At 65.4% G+C, this 14,281-nt stretch carries 16 protein-coding genes; 4 read left to right on the top strand and 12 right to left on the bottom strand.

The genetic code is table 11. From position 1 onward, the window contains the following. Nucleotides 1-9 precede the first annotated feature (9 nt). The 3 genes from ABIB73_RS31505 to ABIB73_RS31495 are packed head-to-tail and all read right to left on the bottom strand — an operon-like array spanning nt 10 to nt 2,957. Nucleotides 10-1,335, bottom strand: coding sequence for an MFS transporter (locus ABIB73_RS31505; protein ID WP_354230485.1), 1,326 nt, complete (start codon nt 1,333-1,335; stop codon nt 10-12). Nucleotides 1,336-1,370: 35 nt separating this feature from the next. Next, nucleotides 1,371-1,988, bottom strand: a complete 618-nt coding sequence (locus tag ABIB73_RS31500) for a flavin reductase family protein (protein ID WP_354230484.1) — start codon at nt 1,986-1,988, stop codon at nt 1,371-1,373. 3 nt (nt 1,989-1,991) lie between these two features. Further along, complete coding sequence (locus tag ABIB73_RS31495; protein ID WP_354230482.1) at nt 1,992-2,957, bottom strand: Bug family tripartite tricarboxylate transporter substrate binding protein; 966 nt, start codon at nt 2,955-2,957, stop codon at nt 1,992-1,994. Nucleotides 2,958-3,098: 141 nt separating this feature from the next. Here ABIB73_RS31495 and ABIB73_RS31490 point away from each other — a divergent pair, with 141 nt between their 5' ends. The 4 genes from ABIB73_RS31490 (at nt 3,099) to ABIB73_RS31475 (ending at nt 7,016) form a co-directional block, all read left to right on the top strand. Further along, nucleotides 3,099-3,905 (top strand): IclR family transcriptional regulator, encoded by an 807-nt coding sequence (locus ABIB73_RS31490; RefSeq protein ID WP_354230480.1) that lies wholly within the window; start codon nt 3,099-3,101, stop codon nt 3,903-3,905. Between the two features lie 196 nt (nt 3,906-4,101). Then, nucleotides 4,102-5,397, top strand: a complete 1,296-nt coding sequence (locus tag ABIB73_RS31485; RefSeq protein WP_354230478.1) for an O-acetylhomoserine aminocarboxypropyltransferase — start codon at nt 4,102-4,104, stop codon at nt 5,395-5,397. Between the two features lie 4 nt (nt 5,398-5,401). Further along, nucleotides 5,402-6,184, top strand: coding sequence for an alpha/beta fold hydrolase (locus ABIB73_RS31480; RefSeq protein ID WP_354230476.1), 783 nt, complete (start codon nt 5,402-5,404; stop codon nt 6,182-6,184). A gap of 100 nt (nt 6,185-6,284) precedes the next feature. Further along, nucleotides 6,285-7,016: an SDR family NAD(P)-dependent oxidoreductase gene (locus tag ABIB73_RS31475; RefSeq protein WP_354230474.1), complete on the top strand. Its 732-nt coding sequence runs from the start codon at nt 6,285-6,287 to the stop codon at nt 7,014-7,016. 87 nt (nt 7,017-7,103) lie between these two features. On the opposite strand, the gene ABIB73_RS31470 is transcribed toward ABIB73_RS31475, so the two are convergent. The 9 genes from ABIB73_RS31470 to phnG form a co-directional block, all read right to left on the bottom strand. Continuing rightward, complete coding sequence (locus ABIB73_RS31470) at nt 7,104-7,715, bottom strand: pyridoxamine 5'-phosphate oxidase family protein (protein WP_354230472.1); 612 nt, start codon at nt 7,713-7,715, stop codon at nt 7,104-7,106. A gap of 90 nt (nt 7,716-7,805) precedes the next feature. Further along, on the bottom strand, nt 7,806-8,402 hold the full coding sequence (phnN, locus tag ABIB73_RS31465; protein WP_354230471.1) for a phosphonate metabolism protein/1,5-bisphosphokinase (PRPP-forming) PhnN: 597 nt from the start codon (nt 8,400-8,402) through the stop codon (nt 7,806-7,808). After that, nucleotides 8,399-9,556 (bottom strand): alpha-D-ribose 1-methylphosphonate 5-triphosphate diphosphatase, encoded by a 1,158-nt coding sequence (locus tag ABIB73_RS31460; RefSeq protein ID WP_354230469.1) that lies wholly within the window; start codon nt 9,554-9,556, stop codon nt 8,399-8,401. The genes phnN and ABIB73_RS31460 overlap by 4 nt, the downstream gene beginning before the upstream one ends. A gap of 15 nt (nt 9,557-9,571) precedes the next feature. Beyond that, entirely contained in the window at nt 9,572-10,270 is a 699-nt protein-coding gene (gene phnL, locus ABIB73_RS31455) for a phosphonate C-P lyase system protein PhnL (RefSeq protein WP_354230467.1), read from the bottom strand. Nucleotides 10,271-10,306: 36 nt separating this feature from the next. Then, nucleotides 10,307-11,104, bottom strand: a complete 798-nt coding sequence (phnK, locus tag ABIB73_RS31450) for a phosphonate C-P lyase system protein PhnK (RefSeq protein WP_354230465.1) — start codon at nt 11,102-11,104, stop codon at nt 10,307-10,309. Beyond that, nucleotides 11,097-11,993 (bottom strand): alpha-D-ribose 1-methylphosphonate 5-phosphate C-P-lyase PhnJ, encoded by an 897-nt coding sequence (locus ABIB73_RS31445; protein ID WP_354230463.1) that lies wholly within the window; start codon nt 11,991-11,993, stop codon nt 11,097-11,099. The genes phnK and ABIB73_RS31445 overlap by 8 nt, the downstream gene beginning before the upstream one ends. Continuing rightward, entirely contained in the window at nt 11,990-13,093 is a 1,104-nt protein-coding gene (locus ABIB73_RS31440; RefSeq protein WP_354230461.1) for a carbon-phosphorus lyase complex subunit, read from the bottom strand. The genes ABIB73_RS31445 and ABIB73_RS31440 overlap by 4 nt, the downstream gene beginning before the upstream one ends. Nucleotides 13,094-13,096: 3 nt before the next feature. Beyond that, entirely contained in the window at nt 13,097-13,705 is a 609-nt protein-coding gene (phnH, locus tag ABIB73_RS31435; protein ID WP_354230459.1) for a phosphonate C-P lyase system protein PhnH, read from the bottom strand. A 4-nt stretch (nt 13,706-13,709) separates the two neighbouring features. After that, nucleotides 13,710-14,174 (bottom strand): phosphonate C-P lyase system protein PhnG, encoded by a 465-nt coding sequence (gene phnG / locus ABIB73_RS31430; RefSeq protein WP_354230458.1) that lies wholly within the window; start codon nt 14,172-14,174, stop codon nt 13,710-13,712. Between the last annotated feature and the right edge of the window lie 107 nt (nt 14,175-14,281).

Raw genomic sequence — 14,281 nt, 5'->3', positions numbered from 1 at the left:
CAACAGTCTTCAGGCCGCGTGTCCGGCGCGATGGGCATCATCGACCGCGGCGAGCTCACGTCCGCGCGTCTCGGGCAGCAACAGCGTCATGGCCAGGAACAGGATGATGGCAGGCACCACGATCAGCATGCCCATCGCGAGTTCGCCGCCAAAGGACGCGGCCGCAAGCGGCACGACGACGGGCGCAAGGCTGCCGACGCCGCGGCCCGCCATGTAGATGAAGGACACCGCGGTCGACCGCACCTCGATCGGATAGATCTCGGACAGCCAGGTGCCGACCACGCCCAGCGCGGAATTGCCGATGACGAATGCGATGTAGGTCCAGAACATCGGGAAGCCGAGCAGATGTCCGCCAAACCTGTCGTGCGCGAACAAATAGAGCGCACAGGCCATGACGGCCCAGGCAAGCCCGGGCAACAGCGCACCAAAGCGCCGGCCGAAGGCGTCGTTGACGAGGCCCATGGTAAGATAGGAGCAGCCACCGACGATCGAGGCGATGATTGAGATGTTGCGCACCACATCAGGCGACGCGCCGAGCGACTTCTGCATCAACGTCGGCATGAAGACGACGATGCCGTAATAGGCGAACATGTAGGCCATCATCCAGGCGAGGCACATGATCGAGACCGGCAGCAGCCGGCCACGGAACATCAGGAGCAGCGTATTCGCGGTCTTCGCCTTGCGTTCGACGAGGCCGCTGTTGCGGGCGCGGTCGAACTGGAGCCAGGCTTTCGACTCCGGCATGAAGAAGCGGATGAAGATCATCAGGACGATCGGCGAGCCGCCGGTGAGCAGCGCGATGCGCCAGCCCCATTCCGGGCTGAACGAGGTGGTCGCCCAGACCCCGACGATCGAGGCGCCGGCGCTGGCGATCACTGCGCTGCCCTGGATGAACGCGCTGCCGAGCCCGCGGCGGTCCTTGTTCCAGGCCTCGTTGAACAGCACCATGCCGGCGCCCCACTCGCCGCCAAGACCGACGCCGGTGATGAAGCGCAGCACGGCGAGGCTGGCATAGTCCCAGGCGAAGGCGGATGCGATCGAGCCGATGGCGAACACGCCGAGCGTGAGCTGGAGCGCCTGCTTGCGGCCGATGCGGTCGCCGAGCCAGCCGAACAGCGCGCCGCCGATCACGGAGCCGATCAGCGTCAGGCTGGTGACGCTGGCGACCTGCGTCAGCGAGATCCCGAGCGAGCCCTGGATCGAGCTCATCAGGAACGGCATGATCAGCACGTCATAGAGGTCGAGCGCGAAGCCGAACATGCAGGAAAAGATGATCGCGGCGCGTTCGCCGGTCGAATAGGTCCCGAATTCGGCAGTCGAGGAGGTGTCGGTCATCGGAGGCGGAAGTCCTGTTGTCGTGGCCCGCGTGCTCAGTCGGTCGATTTCGGGGTCTGGAACACGGCGCCAAGCGTCACGATCTCGCCGAGGCGGGCGTAGCGCGGGCCGCCGATGCGTGCGATCGGATCGAGCGCCTCGGTCTCGACCTTGCCGTTGGTCACCAGGCCGTCGCGGATGTGGAACATCACGACTTCGCCGACGATCAGCCGGCTGCGGGCGTCGCCGAACTCGAGGCACTGCCGGAAGCGGCACTCCATCACGACGGGTGCTGCCGCGAGCCGCGGCACCTTGATACGCTCGCTGGCGAGCGTATCAAGGCCGAGCTCCGCGACCTCGCTGATCTCGGGCGGATGCTCGACGGAGCTGTCGTGCACCGCGCCCATCAGCGGCGTATCGGCGATGTGGATCACATATTCCTCGGTATCGAGGATGTTGTGCGCGGTATCCTTGTAATCGGCGCCCTTGCGGCCGACGCTGATGGCGAGCATCGGCGGCTTCTGCGAGACGAAGGTGAAGGCGCTGAAGGGGGCAAGATTGAGCACGCCGCTGCGCGACAGGCTTGTCACCCAGGCGATCGGGCGCGGCACCACGATGCCGGTCATCAGCCGGTAGATGCGCTCCGCGCCGAGTTCGGTAGGGTCGATCCGCATCGGTCAGTCAGCCCTGATGTTGGCCTTGCGCACGATCGGAATCCACTTGGCGTCCTCGCGCTCGAGATAGGCCCTGAATTCGTCCGGCGTCATCGGCACCGCTTCGGCGCCGAGCTTGTCGAACTTGTCGACCACGCCGGGGTCCTTCAGGATCGCCACCAGGGTCTCGTGCAGCCTGTCGACGATCGGCGCCGGCGTTCCGGCGGGCGCGAACAGGCCGGTAAAAGTCTGGGCGTCGAAATCCTTATAGCCGAGTTCAGTGAAAGTCGGCACGTCGGGCAGCGCGTTCAGCCGATGCGGGCTGGTGACGGCGAGCGCACGGAACAGGCCGCTCTTGATGTATTGCAGGCTGACCGACAGCTGGTCGAATGCGAACTGCACCTGCCCGCCGAGCAGGTCGTTGGTCGCCGGCGCGTTGCCGCGGTAATGCGCCGTCACCCATTGCAGGCCGAGCGTCGACTGCATCAACTCGCTGAGCAGATGATTGGTGGTGCCGGGACCGGGCGAGGCCATGGTCAGCTTGCCGGGCTCGCGCTTAGCGAGATCGAGAAATTCCTTCAGCGTCGTGGCCTGGACCGACGGGTGCACCTCGAGCACCAGCGGCGTCATCGAGATGGTCGAGATTGGCAGAAAGTCCCGCTTCCAGCTATAGGCGTCGCGCCTGTTGATTTCGGTCGCGAACAGCACCGGGCCGTTGGCGCCGACGAACAGCGTGTAGCCGTCGTTGGGCGATTTCGCAAAAGCTTCGCCCGCGATCATGCCGCCGGCGCCTGCCTTGTTCTCGATGATGAAGGGCTGGCCGAGGCGTTCCTGGAGCTTGTCGGCGATGATGCGCGCCGCGCTGTCGACATTGCCGCCGGCCGGATAGGGCACGAGCAGCTTGACGCTGCGCGCCGGCCATTGCTGGCCCGCAGCGGGACCCGCCAGCATCGCAGCAGCGGCAGCTATGGCTATCCAGAGCGATCTCATCTCAACCTCCCGAAAGGCGGATCCGGCCCGCCCCGTTCTTCTTGTTGCTCACCGGCGCCGCCCGCGGCATCCCGATCGGGCCGCTATCTGTCAATTCCGGACTTTACCTGTCGACCGAATTGTGCGGTTCTTGTCCATAATATGGACAGACCTCTTTCCTCAAGGCCCCACGGGGCAGAACCGCGACAGGGCGCGCAGGCGATCCGGCGCGCGCTTTCAGTACTGCGCATTCTTGCCGCAGGCCGCGAAGACGGCGTTCCACTGGCCGAGGTCGTGCAGGCGACCGGCCTCACCCGTCCAACCGTGCATCGCATCGTTCACGTGCTGATCGAAGAAGGCATCGTCGAACGGCACGGCAGGAGCGGTCGCTACGCGATCGGCGACCAGGTGCCGGAACTGGCGCTGGCACGGCCTCGGCCCTCGCCACTGCTGGTCGCGGCAGGCCCTTCGCTGCGGCGCGCGTCCTTGGAGATCGGTGACACGCTGTTCCTGACGGTTCGGACCGGCAACGACACGCTCTGCGTCGACCGCAGGATCGGCGCCTTTCCGATCCAGGTGCTGTCGATCGAAGTCGGCGCGCGCCGGCCGCTCGGCGTCTCTAGCGCTGGCGTCGCCATTCTCGCCGCGATGCCGGCGCAGGACGCGCGAAAAATCGTCGCAGCCAACGAGAAGCGGTTCGAGGCCTACCGGACCGATGCCGCGACAGTGCTCGGCCAGGTCACTTCGGCAAGACGGCTGGGATACGGCATGCGGGAGATCGGCCTCGTGCAGGGCACGAAATCTATCTCCATCTGGATCAAGACTCCGGACGGACAGCCCGCTGCGGCGATGACAGTCTCCGCCGTTCGGACGAGGCTCGGCCCGCGCCGCGAGCAGGAGGTTGCGGAGATTTTGCTGCGCGAGGCGCGGACCATCGAGCAGGCGATCCGAGGCAATCCGCGAGTCTAACTTCCACCGTGGTCACGGAAGCAGCCCCTCACCCCCCGTAAGAACGGGGCGAGGGAGCACACTGCCGCCGCGGCAGCAGCTTATCTCGTCACACGCGATCGCTGCGGGCCGCCGCGCGGCGCTGTCAATGGGCTGACGTGGCGCGTCGTTTTGTGGCACAAGGGCCGCCTCCGCCGATCGACCCACGAGGCCAAGCATGCCCGCGCCCAAGCCGCCCGCTTTCGAAACCCTGAGCCTGCATGCGGGCCAGCATCCGGATCCCGCGACCGGCGCCCGCGCGGTGCCGATCTACCAGACCACGTCCTATGTGTTCCAGGATTCTGACCACGCGGCCGCGCTATTCAATCTGGAGCGCGCCGGCCACATCTATACGCGCATCTCCAATCCGACCACCGGCGTGCTGGAGGAGCGGCTTGCGGCGCTGGAAGGCGGCGTCGGCGCGATCTGCACCGCCAGCGGCATGGCCGCGCTGCACCTCGCCATCGCGACGCTGCTGAGTGCCGGCGACCATATCGTGGCGTCGAGCTCGCTCTATGGCGGCACCATCAACCTGCTCGCGCACACACTGCCGCGCTTCGGCATCACCACGACCTTCGTCAAGCCGCGCGATCTAGACGCGTTCCGCGCGGCGATCAAGCCGAACACGAAACTGGTGATCGGCGAGACCATCGGCAATCCCGGATTGGAGGTGCTCGACATTCCAAAGGTCGCGGCGATCGCGCATGACGCAAAAATTCCGCTGCTGATCGACAACACCTTTGCCACGCCCTATCTCAGCCGGCCGCTCGAGTTAGGGGCCGACATCGTCATGCACTCGGCGACCAAATGGATCGGCGGCCACGGCATCGCGATCGGCGGCGCCATCGTCGACGGCGGACGTTTTGATTGGCGTTCATCCGGCAAGTTCGGCGTGCTGACCGATCCGTACGGTGGCTATCACGGCATCGTCTTCGACGAGCAGTTCGGCACGGCGGCCTTCATCATGCGCGCGCGCACCGAAGGCCTGCGCGATTTCGGCGCCTGCCTGTCGCCGACCAACGCGTTCCAGCTTCTTCAGGGCGTGGAGACGCTGGGCGTGCGCATGGACCGCCACATCCAGAACACGCATTTGGTGCTGGAAGCATTGAAGTCCAACAAGGCCGTCGACTGGGTGCTGCATCCCTCGCTTGAGACGCATCCCGACTATCAGCTCGCAAAGCAGTTGCTGCCGCGCGGCGCCGGCTCGATCGTGTCCTTTGGTATCAAGGGCGGACGACCTGCGGGGCGCAAGTTCATCGAACAGCTGCGCATGATCAGCCATCTCGCCAATGTCGGCGACGCCAAGACGCTGGTGATCCACCCAGCCTCGACCACGCATCAGCAGATGGACGCCGAACAGCTCAGGGCCGCCGGCATCGGCGAGGAGCTGGTGCGGCTGTCAGTCGGTATCGAGACGGCAAGCGACATCATCGACGATCTCTCCCAAGCGCTGCGCATCTCGCAAAAGGTTTGACACCATGAAGCTCTCCGTCAACGGCGCCGAGGTGTTTGTCGCAACCGGCGGCCGCGAATTCGACAGTTCCTTGCCCGCCGTCGTCTTCATCCATGGGGCCGGCTTCGATCATTCGACCTGGGCGCTGCATACGCGCTGGTTCGCCCATCACGGCTTTGGCGTGCTCGCGCCAGACCTGCCCGGCCATGGCCGCTCGCCCGGAGTTTCGCTGTCGAGCATCGCGGAAATGGCCGACTGGACGGCCTCGTTGATCGAAGCTGCCGGTGCGACCAAGGCCCATCTGATCGGCCACTCCATGGGATCGCTGATCTCGCTGGAGACCGCGGCGCGTCATCCCGACAAGGTGTCTGCGCTGAGCCTGATCGGCACGGCCGCGACCATGTCGGTCGGGCCGGATCTGCTGAAGGCAGCCGAGGCCAACTCGCAAGATGCAAACGACATGGTCTCGATCTGGGGCCTCGGCTTCAACGCCGAGCTCGGCGGCAGCCTCGCGCCGGGCCTGTGGATGCATGGCGGCGCGCAGGCTGTGTTGAAGCATTGTGAGCCGGGCGTGCTGTTCAGGGATTTGTCCGCCTGCAATTCCTATGCGAATGCGCTGGCTGCTGCCGCGAGCGTCAAGGTGCCGACCACGCTCATCCTCGGCGAGCGCGACATGATGACACCGGCGAAGGCGGGCAAGGCGCTCGCCGCAGCGATCCCGCATGCGAAGACCGTCGTCGTGCCGGGCGCGGGCCACATGATCATGGCCGAGCGCCCGGATGACTTGCTGGCAGCGCTGAGGGGCTAATTCGTTCCGCATCGCGAATCCACCATCTCGCGATGAATTTGACGCGCACGGGCTGCACGCCTGATACTGTCTGGAAAACTGCAGCGCAGGAGGTCCAGGCATGGCAGATGGTTTGAAGGGGCGCACAGCCCTCGTCACCGGCGGCTCGCGCGGGATCGGGGCAGCTGTCTGCCGGGCGCTGGCCGAGGCCGGCGCGGCCGTGGCGATCAACTGTCGTGAGCGGATCGGTCAGGCCGAGCTGCTGGCGGGCGAAATCAACGACCGCGGCGGCCACGCGATGGCCATTGCCGCCGACGTCTCACAGCGCGACGCCGTGACCGCAATGGTCGACCGTGTTACGGCGGGACTCGGGCCGATCGACATCCTCGTCAACAACGCCGGCATCGCGATCACGCGCGGCGTCGACGATCTCACCGAGGACGATTTCGACCGGACGATCCTGGTCAATCTGAAATCCGTCTTCCTGTGCACGCAGGCGGTGCTGCCCGCGATGCGCGCGAAAAAGTGGGGCCGCATCGTCAACATATCCTCAGGTGCCGCACGCGGCGCCGGCTCGATCGGCCCGCACTACAATGCGTCCAAGGCCGGCATGGAGGGCCTCACGCGGGGTTACGCCGCGCGGCTGGTGAAGGAAGGTATCACCGTCAATGCGGTGGCGCCGTCGCTGATCGAGACCGACATGATGAGCGGCCAGCCGCAACTCGTCAGCCGCATCCCGCTCGGCCGCTTCGGCACGGCGGAGGAGGTGGCGAAAGCCGTGATGCTGCTGGTCGACAATGCCTACATGACCGGCCAGACGATCGCGCTGAGCGGCGGGATGGCGTTTAATTGAGGACCTAACGTCGCGGCCGGCTTCCTTTTCACCTCGCCCCGCCCTCTCCCCGCAAGAGCGGGGCGAGGGGGACGAGAGAGCACGGGCTCACCACATCGTCGCCGCGGCACGCTCCGGCCAGACCCGGTCATATTCCTCACCGCCGACCTTGTTCTGGCTCATCTCGGCGAGGATCTGGCCTGGCGTCGGCAGCGTCTTTGGATCGATTCGCTTATCGGGATTCCAGAGGTCGGAGCGAACGATGGCGCGGGCGCATTGGAAGTAGATTTCTTCCACATTCATCACCATGACGCTGCGCGGCGCCTTACTCTCGACCTTGAACGACGCCAGCAGCTCGCGATCGACCGAGAGATGGGCGCGGCCATTGGCTCGAACTGCGTTGCCGGAGCCTGGAATAAGGAACATCAGCGACACGCGGGGATCGCGTACGATGTTGCGCAGGGAATCGACCCGGTTGTTGCCGCGGCGATCTGGCAGCATCAATGTGTTCGGGTCGTGGATACGGACGAAGCCGGGGAGGTCGCCGCGCGGCGAGCAATCGATGCCCTCAGGCCCGATGGTGGCGAGCGCGGCAAATGGAGCCTTCTCGATGAAGATGCGATAGAGCGGAGTGACGTGGTCGGCGACTTTTACGGTCGAGGCGTCACCGACGGCGCCGTAGATGGCCTCTAACTGTTCGACCGTAGTGATCACCGTCATTCCGCTCTCTCCTGGTTGCGCCGCTTTGGGTTTTCATTTTTGAGCATGATCTTTTCGGAAAACCGCGGCATACTTTTCCGGGATCATGCTCTACTCGCGCCAGCATTCATTCCTGATCACGCGCACGAGCTGGCGGCCGTGATAGTCCGCACTGCCGGCATTGAGGATGGTGACATCGGCATGCGCTGCCGCATCATCGACGCTGCGCGCGAGGCGATCCGCGATATTGCCATCGCTGTGACGGGCGCGAGCGGCAAGCCGTTGTGCCAGCACGTCCGGCGGCGCCGTGATCGCGACCACGACGACATTGGCGTAGGCCTGGCGCAGCGCGGCAATCACCGTGCGCGAGACGTTGACGACCACGGCGCGCCCGGCGCGGATGTCGTCGTTGATTTCTAGCGACAGGGCGTAGGAATGCCCGTGCGCCTCCCAATGAACTGCGAAGTCACCGTGATCGAGCGCGCGACGGAATTCGTCGGGGCTCATCGCGATATTATCCTCGGTCGCGGAGGCCTCGCGGGTCACGACACGGCGCGGGAAGACGACCTGGTGATCGTCGACGCAAGCCGCCTGCGCCAGCCGCAGCAGCGTATCCTTGCCGGCGCCGCTGGGACCAACCACGAGCACGAGCCGACCGGGCCCGATCGCGCCCGTCCGCTCCGCCGCCATCGTCGTGATCTCGCTCATGCGACACGGCCTCCTTCGCGCCAGACGCTGCGGACGACGGGAACGCTGCTCGCGACATGCACGCGGATCAAATCGGCACGCTTGCCGACCGCAATCTCGCCGCGATCGGACAGGCCGACCGCCTCGGCTGGCGCTTTCGTCACGGTGCGAACCGCCTCCGGAAGGCTGATCGCGGGCACATGCTCCGGCAGTTGCAGCGCGGCCATCAGAAGGCTCGACGGAATGTAATCCGACGACAGGATATCGAGCAGACCTTCGCGCGCGAGATCGACCGCGGCGATGTTGCCGGAATGCGAGCCGCCGCGCACCACGTTCGGCGCGCCCATCAGGATGTCGATGCCGGCCTGATGTAGGCCGCGCGCGGCCTCCAACGTGGTCGGGAATTCCGCCACCGAAACGCGATCGCGCACGGCATCAGCGACGTTCTCCTCGGTGGTATCGTCATGGCTCGCGAGCGGGATGTTGTATTTGTGCGCCAGCGCCACGATCTGGCGCATGTTGGTCGCGGCATAGGTCTTCTGATATTCGAAGCGCTTCGCGAACAATTCGTCGAGCTCGGCATCGGTCTTGCCGCCACCCTTGCCGCGGTAATAGTCGCGCAGCTTGACCTCGTCGCGGAACTGGCGCTGACCAGGCGTATGATCCATCAGCGACATCAGCCGCACGTCGGGACGATCGATCAGCTCCTTGGCCTCCTCGACCACGCTCGGCATCGGGATTTCACAGCGCAGGTGGAGGAAGTGGTCGGCACGCAGCAGATCGGCGTCACGCGCGGTTGTGATCGCGGCGGCGAGCACGCCGGCGCGGCCATCGACCTCCTCGGCGCCGTCCTCACGCCAGACCCGCAGCGAGTCGAACACGGTGGTGATGCCTGAGGTGGCGAGCTGGCCGTCATAGGAGATGACGGCGGCGACCGGATTCCAGAACACTTTTGGCCGCGGCACGTAATGCGCTTCGAGATGATCGGTGTGGAGCTCGATCAGACCGGGCATGATCAGGTCGCCACCGACGTCGTCGGCGCCCGCGGGTGCCCTGCCCTCGCCGATCTCGGCGATGCGCCCATCCGCGAGAGCGAGCCAGCCCTGTTCGATCACCCGGTCAGCCAGCACGATCCTGGCATTGGCGACCACGGTTTCCTTCGGCTTGGCGTTCATGTCCTTCATTTTCCTTCAGGCCGCAGCGGCAAAGCTGGTGACGTCGACGATGCGGTCGGCAATGAGATGGCGGATCTCGTCGTCATGGACGATCGCGACCATGGCAACGCCCTGCTTCTTCTTCTCGGCGATCAACTCGACCACGACGGCCCGATTGGCCGCGTCGAGCGAGGCGGTCGGTTCGTCGAGCAACAGGATCGGCAGCTCCGAGATGAAGCCGCGCGCAATGTTGACGCGCTGCTGCTCGCCGCCGGAGAAGGTCGCGGGCGGAAGCTGCCAGAGGCGCTCGGGGATATTGAGGCGATGCAGCAACTCGCCGGCACGCGCTTGCGCATCGGCGCGGGACATCCCGTTGACGATCAAGGGCTCGGCGACGACGTCAATGGTCGCAACCCGCGGCACCGCGCGCAGGAACTGACTGACGTAGCCGATGGTGGCGCGGCGGACATTGAGAACCTGCCGCGGCTCGGCGGTGGCGAGATCGATTACCTCGCCGCGATGGCGGATGCCGATGCGGCCGGAGTCGCAGCGGTAATTGCCGAAGATCATCTTCAGGATCGACGATTTGCCGGCGCCGGACGGGCCCGACAGCACGACGCATTCGCCCGGGTTGACGTGAAAGGTCACGCCGCTCACCACCGGCAATTCGATGCCGCCTTGCAGGTGCATCGTAAAAGTCTTCTTGGCGTCGGCGATGTCGATCATGGCGGTCATCGGGGGACTCATGTTGGAAGACTCATGTTGGAAGACTCATGGCGGCAGTATCGAGGAGACGAGGAGTTGCGTATAGGGCTCGCGCGGGTCGTCAAGCACCTGGTCGGTGAGACCGGTCTCGATGACGCGGCCACCCTTCATCACCATCACGCGGTGCGACAGCAGCCGCGCCACGGCGAGATCGTGGGTGACGATGATGACGGCGAGGTTCAGCTCGGCGACGAGGCTGCGCAGGAGATCGAGGAGCCGCGCCTGCACCGAGACATCGAGGCCACCGGTCGGCTCGTCCATGAACACCAGCCGCGGCTCGGTGACGAGGTTGCGGGCGATCTGGAGGCGCTGGCGCATGCCGCCGGAATAAGTGCGCGGCGCGTCGTCGATGCGCGCGACGTCGATCTCGACACGGGCGAGCCAGTCGGATGCGGTGTCGCGGATGCGGCCGTAGTGATTCCAGCCCACCGCCATCAGCCGCTCGCCGACATTGGCGCCGGCCGACACCGCCATGCGCAGGCCCTGCGCGGGATCCTGGTGCACAAAGCCCCAGTCAGTGCGGAACAGGAAACGCCGCTCCGCCTCGCCGAGCGTGGCAAGATCGCGGGTGATGCCGTCGCGCATCTGGTAGGACACATGCCCGCCACTGGCCGCGAGCTGGCCCGACAGGAGCTGGAGCAGAGTCGATTTGCCCGAACCGGATTCGCCGACGATCGCCAGCACCTCGCCGGGATAGAGCGCGAACGACACGTCGCGGCATGCGACGATGCGGCCGTAGGACTTGCAGAGGGATTTTGCCACCAGCAGCGGCTGGTCGTTCTCAAGCATGTCGTGATCAGCCATTTGATCCCCCCTGCGCCTTCTCCTTGTACGGCGCGGCACTCAGGCTACCGTGATGGCCGGCGGCCTGGCGGCCTTCGCAATAGTCGGTGTCCGAGCACACGAACATGCGGCTGCCCTTGTCGTCGGTGACGATCTCGTCGAGATAGGAATTCTCGGCACCGCACAGCGCGCACGGCGCGTTGAAGCGGTAGGGCTCGAAGGGATGGTCCTCGAAATCGAGCGACACCACCTGGGTGTAGGGTGGAATCGCGTAGATGCGCTTCTCGCGGCCGGCGCCGAACAGTTGCAACGCCGGGCAATTGTCCATCTTGGGATTGTCGAATTTCGGCGTCGGCGACGGGTCCATCACGTAACGCGCGTTCACCTTCACCGGATAGGCGTAAGCCGTCGCGATGTGGCCGAAGCGGGCGATATCCTCATAGAGTTTTACGTGCATCAAGCCGTATTCGGCGAGTGCATGCATGCGCCGCGTCTCGGTCTCGCGCGGCTCGAGGAAACGCAGCGGCTCCGGGATCGGCACCTGATAGACCAGCACCTGGTTCTCGTGCAGCGCCGTCTCCGGAATGCGATGGCGGGTCTGGATCACCGTCGCGTCCTCCGTCGCCGTCGTCGTGGCAACGCCCGCGGTCTTGGCGAAGAACTTGCGGATCGAGATCGCATTGGTGGTGTCGTCGGAGCCCTGGTCGATCACCTTCAGCACGTCATCGGGGCCGAGGATCGCGGCCGTTACCTGCACGCCGCCGGTGCCCCAACCATAGGGCATCGGCATTTCACGGCTGGCGAACGGCACCTGATAGCCGGGGATCGCGATCGCCTTCAGGATCGCGCGGCGGATCATCCGCTTGGTCTGTTCGTCGAGATAGGCGAAATTGTAGGCAGGCGCGTTCATTCCGCGGCCTCCTTCATGGTCTCAGGCGCATTGGCCTCAGCAAACTCCTTGCGTAGCTTGCGCAAGAGGCCGAGCTCGGACTGGAAGTCGACATAGTGCGGCAGCTTCAGGTGCTCGACGAAGCCGGTCGCCTGGACATTGTCCGAATGCGACATCACGAATTCTTCATCCTGCGCCGGTGCGCCCACCTCTTCGCCGAGCTCGCGGGCGCGGAGCGCACGGTCGACCAGCGCCATCGACATGGTCTTGCGCTCGCTCTGGCCGAAGGCAAGACCGTAGCCGCGGGTGAAGCACGGCGCTTCCGTCGCAGAGCCCTTGAACTGGTTGACCATCTGGCACTCGGTGAGTTCGATCGAGCCGAGCGGCACGGCAAACCCGACATCTTCGGCAGAGAATTCGACCTCGACCTCGCCGAAGCGGATCTCACCGGCGAACGGATGGTTGCGGCCGTAGCCGCGCTGGGTGGAATAGCCCATCGCGAGCAGAAAGCCTTCGTCACCGCGCGCCAGATTTTGCAGGCGCAGGTCACGGTCGGCCGGAAAGTTCAGCGGCTCTCGGGTGAGATCGCCGACGCTGGCGCCTTCCTCGGACTGTGGCGAAGATTCGATCAGCCCGTCGCGACCCAGAATGTCGGTCACACGCGGCGTCGGTGCCGTCGACGCTTCGGCCGTCGCAGGCTGCTCAGGAACAAATCCCTCGGCGAGCGAGGGATCGAGCAGCCGATGTGTGTAGTCGAAGGTCGGCCCGAGGATCTGGCCGCCGGGGATGTCCTTGAAGGTCGACGACACCCGCCGCTGCACCCGCATCGCGCCGGTGTCGACCGGTTCGCTGGCGCCGAAACGCGGCAGCGTGGCGCGGAAGGCGCGAACCAGGAAAATCGCCTCGATCAAATCGCCGCGCGCCTGCTTGATTGCGAGCGCCGCGAGCTCGCGATCGTAGAGCGAGCCCTCGCTCATGACGCGGTCCACGGCGAGGCCGAGCTGCTCCGAGATCTGGTCGAGCGTAACTTCCGGAACGCCCTGGTCGCCGCGCCGCGCGTACGCCAGCAGGCGATGGGCGTTCTCGATGGCGCGTTCGCCGCCTTTGACTGCGACATACATGCTTCAGCTTCCCTTGTTCACGACACGCGCGGTGCGCGGGATCGCAACCACTGCGTCATCAGCGACCAGCACCACGTCGATGCCGCGCGGAAACAGCGCCTCGTTGAACCGCAGCCGCTCGAACAGATCGGCGGGCTTGATCGAAGCCTGGAGCGTCGCGACGCCATCGATGCCAGGGCCGCGCAGCTCGAAGCTGTGCCCCGCGTCCAGGCTATCGACCTGGACGATCACGGTGGTGGAACGATCCGGATATTCGCTGGTGCCGAGCGCGAAACGCTCGAGCGGGCGAAGCGCGGCGCCGTCGCTGATCAGCGCGAAGCTCGCAATGGAGGAGTCCTGGATGACCGGCGCGCCGGTGTGGAACTTCAACCATTTCACCACGTCCGAACTCTCCGACATCCGTGCATCGAGCCAGAGCGGCGTGTCGTGATCGAACAGCGTCAGCGCGATCGCGGCCGTGCCGCGCATCATCGTATCGGGCGTGCCCGCTATCGGCACGATGCGATGGACCGAGCCCGGCCGCGCCATTGCGTCCATGACCGAGCGAAAGGTCGATTGCGCCGACAACACCTTGTCGGCAAAACCCGGCGGCAGTTCCGCAATCGTGGTCATGGCCTCACCCCTCACCGCGCACCATGGTGTAGAAATCAACCTTCGTCGCAGCGGTCTCTTCCGCCGCCTGCTTGCGCCGAATCATAAGCTGCTCACGCAACGGGCCGATAACGTCCCGCTCCACCGCCGCGCCAAAATCCCGCGACTGCACCAGCGCGTCGCACAGCGCGATCAATCGCGCCTTCTCGCCATCGCGCCCGAGCGTGTAGCCGAAGCCGACCTCGCCGCTCGCAAGCCGCACCGCCGCGCGCGACACCGTCGCTTCGCCAAGATTGAACGGCGCGCCGTCGCCGCCGACCCGGCCGCGCAGCATCACCAGGCCGTTTTCAGGTTCGCGCAGACTTTGATGGCCCGGCAGGGCGAGAGTGCGGAGGCGAGCGGCGATCTCGCCCGCCTCCGCGTGCGCCAGCACGGCCATCGCGGCCTTGCGCTGGGCTTGCTGCTTGTCGTTCTGGGTCACCACTTTCACCAAACTTGCCGAATTCAAGTTGTCTATGATAATAGACAACTTGATACGGGAGCGCCATGACTGTTTCGTGACAAACGTGTGATTTTCAGGCTAGGCTGACCAGCGAC

The sequence above is a fragment of the Bradyrhizobium sp. F1.4.3 genome, from assembly GCF_040548375.1.
In the GTDB taxonomy this organism is placed as follows: domain Bacteria; phylum Pseudomonadota; class Alphaproteobacteria; order Rhizobiales; family Xanthobacteraceae; genus Bradyrhizobium.
The sequence above is the reverse complement of the archived record's forward strand: the minus strand, read 5'-3'. Positions and strand labels throughout refer to the sequence as shown.

Bases quoted from the DNA above. Each gene is read 5' to 3' on its own strand.
- ABIB73_RS31470 (WP_354230472.1), bottom strand. From the start codon at position 7,715: ATGACGGTGATCACTACGGTCGAACAGTTAGAGGCCATCTACGGCGCC.
- ABIB73_RS31445 (WP_354230463.1), bottom strand. From the start codon at position 11,993: ATGAACGCGCCTGCCTACAATTTCGCCTATCTCGACGAACAGACCAAG.
- ABIB73_RS31490 (WP_354230480.1), top strand. From the start codon at position 3,099: ATGGACAGACCTCTTTCCTCAAGGCCCCACGGGGCAGAACCGCGACAG.
- ABIB73_RS31500 (WP_354230484.1), bottom strand. From the start codon at position 1,988: ATGCGGATCGACCCTACCGAACTCGGCGCGGAGCGCATCTACCGGCTG.
- ABIB73_RS31460 (WP_354230469.1), bottom strand. From the start codon at position 9,556: ATGAACGCCAAGCCGAAGGAAACCGTGGTCGCCAATGCCAGGATCGTG.
- phnH (WP_354230459.1), bottom strand. From the start codon at position 13,705: ATGACCACGATTGCGGAACTGCCGCCGGGTTTTGCCGACAAGGTGTTG.
- phnN (WP_354230471.1), bottom strand. From the start codon at position 8,402: ATGAGCGAGATCACGACGATGGCGGCGGAGCGGACGGGCGCGATCGGG.
- phnK (WP_354230465.1), bottom strand. From the start codon at position 11,104: ATGGCTGATCACGACATGCTTGAGAACGACCAGCCGCTGCTGGTGGCA.
- ABIB73_RS31475 (WP_354230474.1), top strand. From the start codon at position 6,285: ATGGCAGATGGTTTGAAGGGGCGCACAGCCCTCGTCACCGGCGGCTCG.
- ABIB73_RS31505 (WP_354230485.1), bottom strand. From the start codon at position 1,335: ATGACCGACACCTCCTCGACTGCCGAATTCGGGACCTATTCGACCGGC.
- ABIB73_RS31440 (WP_354230461.1), bottom strand. From the start codon at position 13,093: ATGTATGTCGCAGTCAAAGGCGGCGAACGCGCCATCGAGAACGCCCAT.
- ABIB73_RS31480 (WP_354230476.1), top strand. From the start codon at position 5,402: ATGAAGCTCTCCGTCAACGGCGCCGAGGTGTTTGTCGCAACCGGCGGC.
- ABIB73_RS31495 (WP_354230482.1), bottom strand. From the start codon at position 2,957: ATGAGATCGCTCTGGATAGCCATAGCTGCCGCTGCTGCGATGCTGGCG.
- phnL (WP_354230467.1), bottom strand. From the start codon at position 10,270: ATGACCGCCATGATCGACATCGCCGACGCCAAGAAGACTTTTACGATG.
- ABIB73_RS31485 (WP_354230478.1), top strand. From the start codon at position 4,102: ATGCCCGCGCCCAAGCCGCCCGCTTTCGAAACCCTGAGCCTGCATGCG.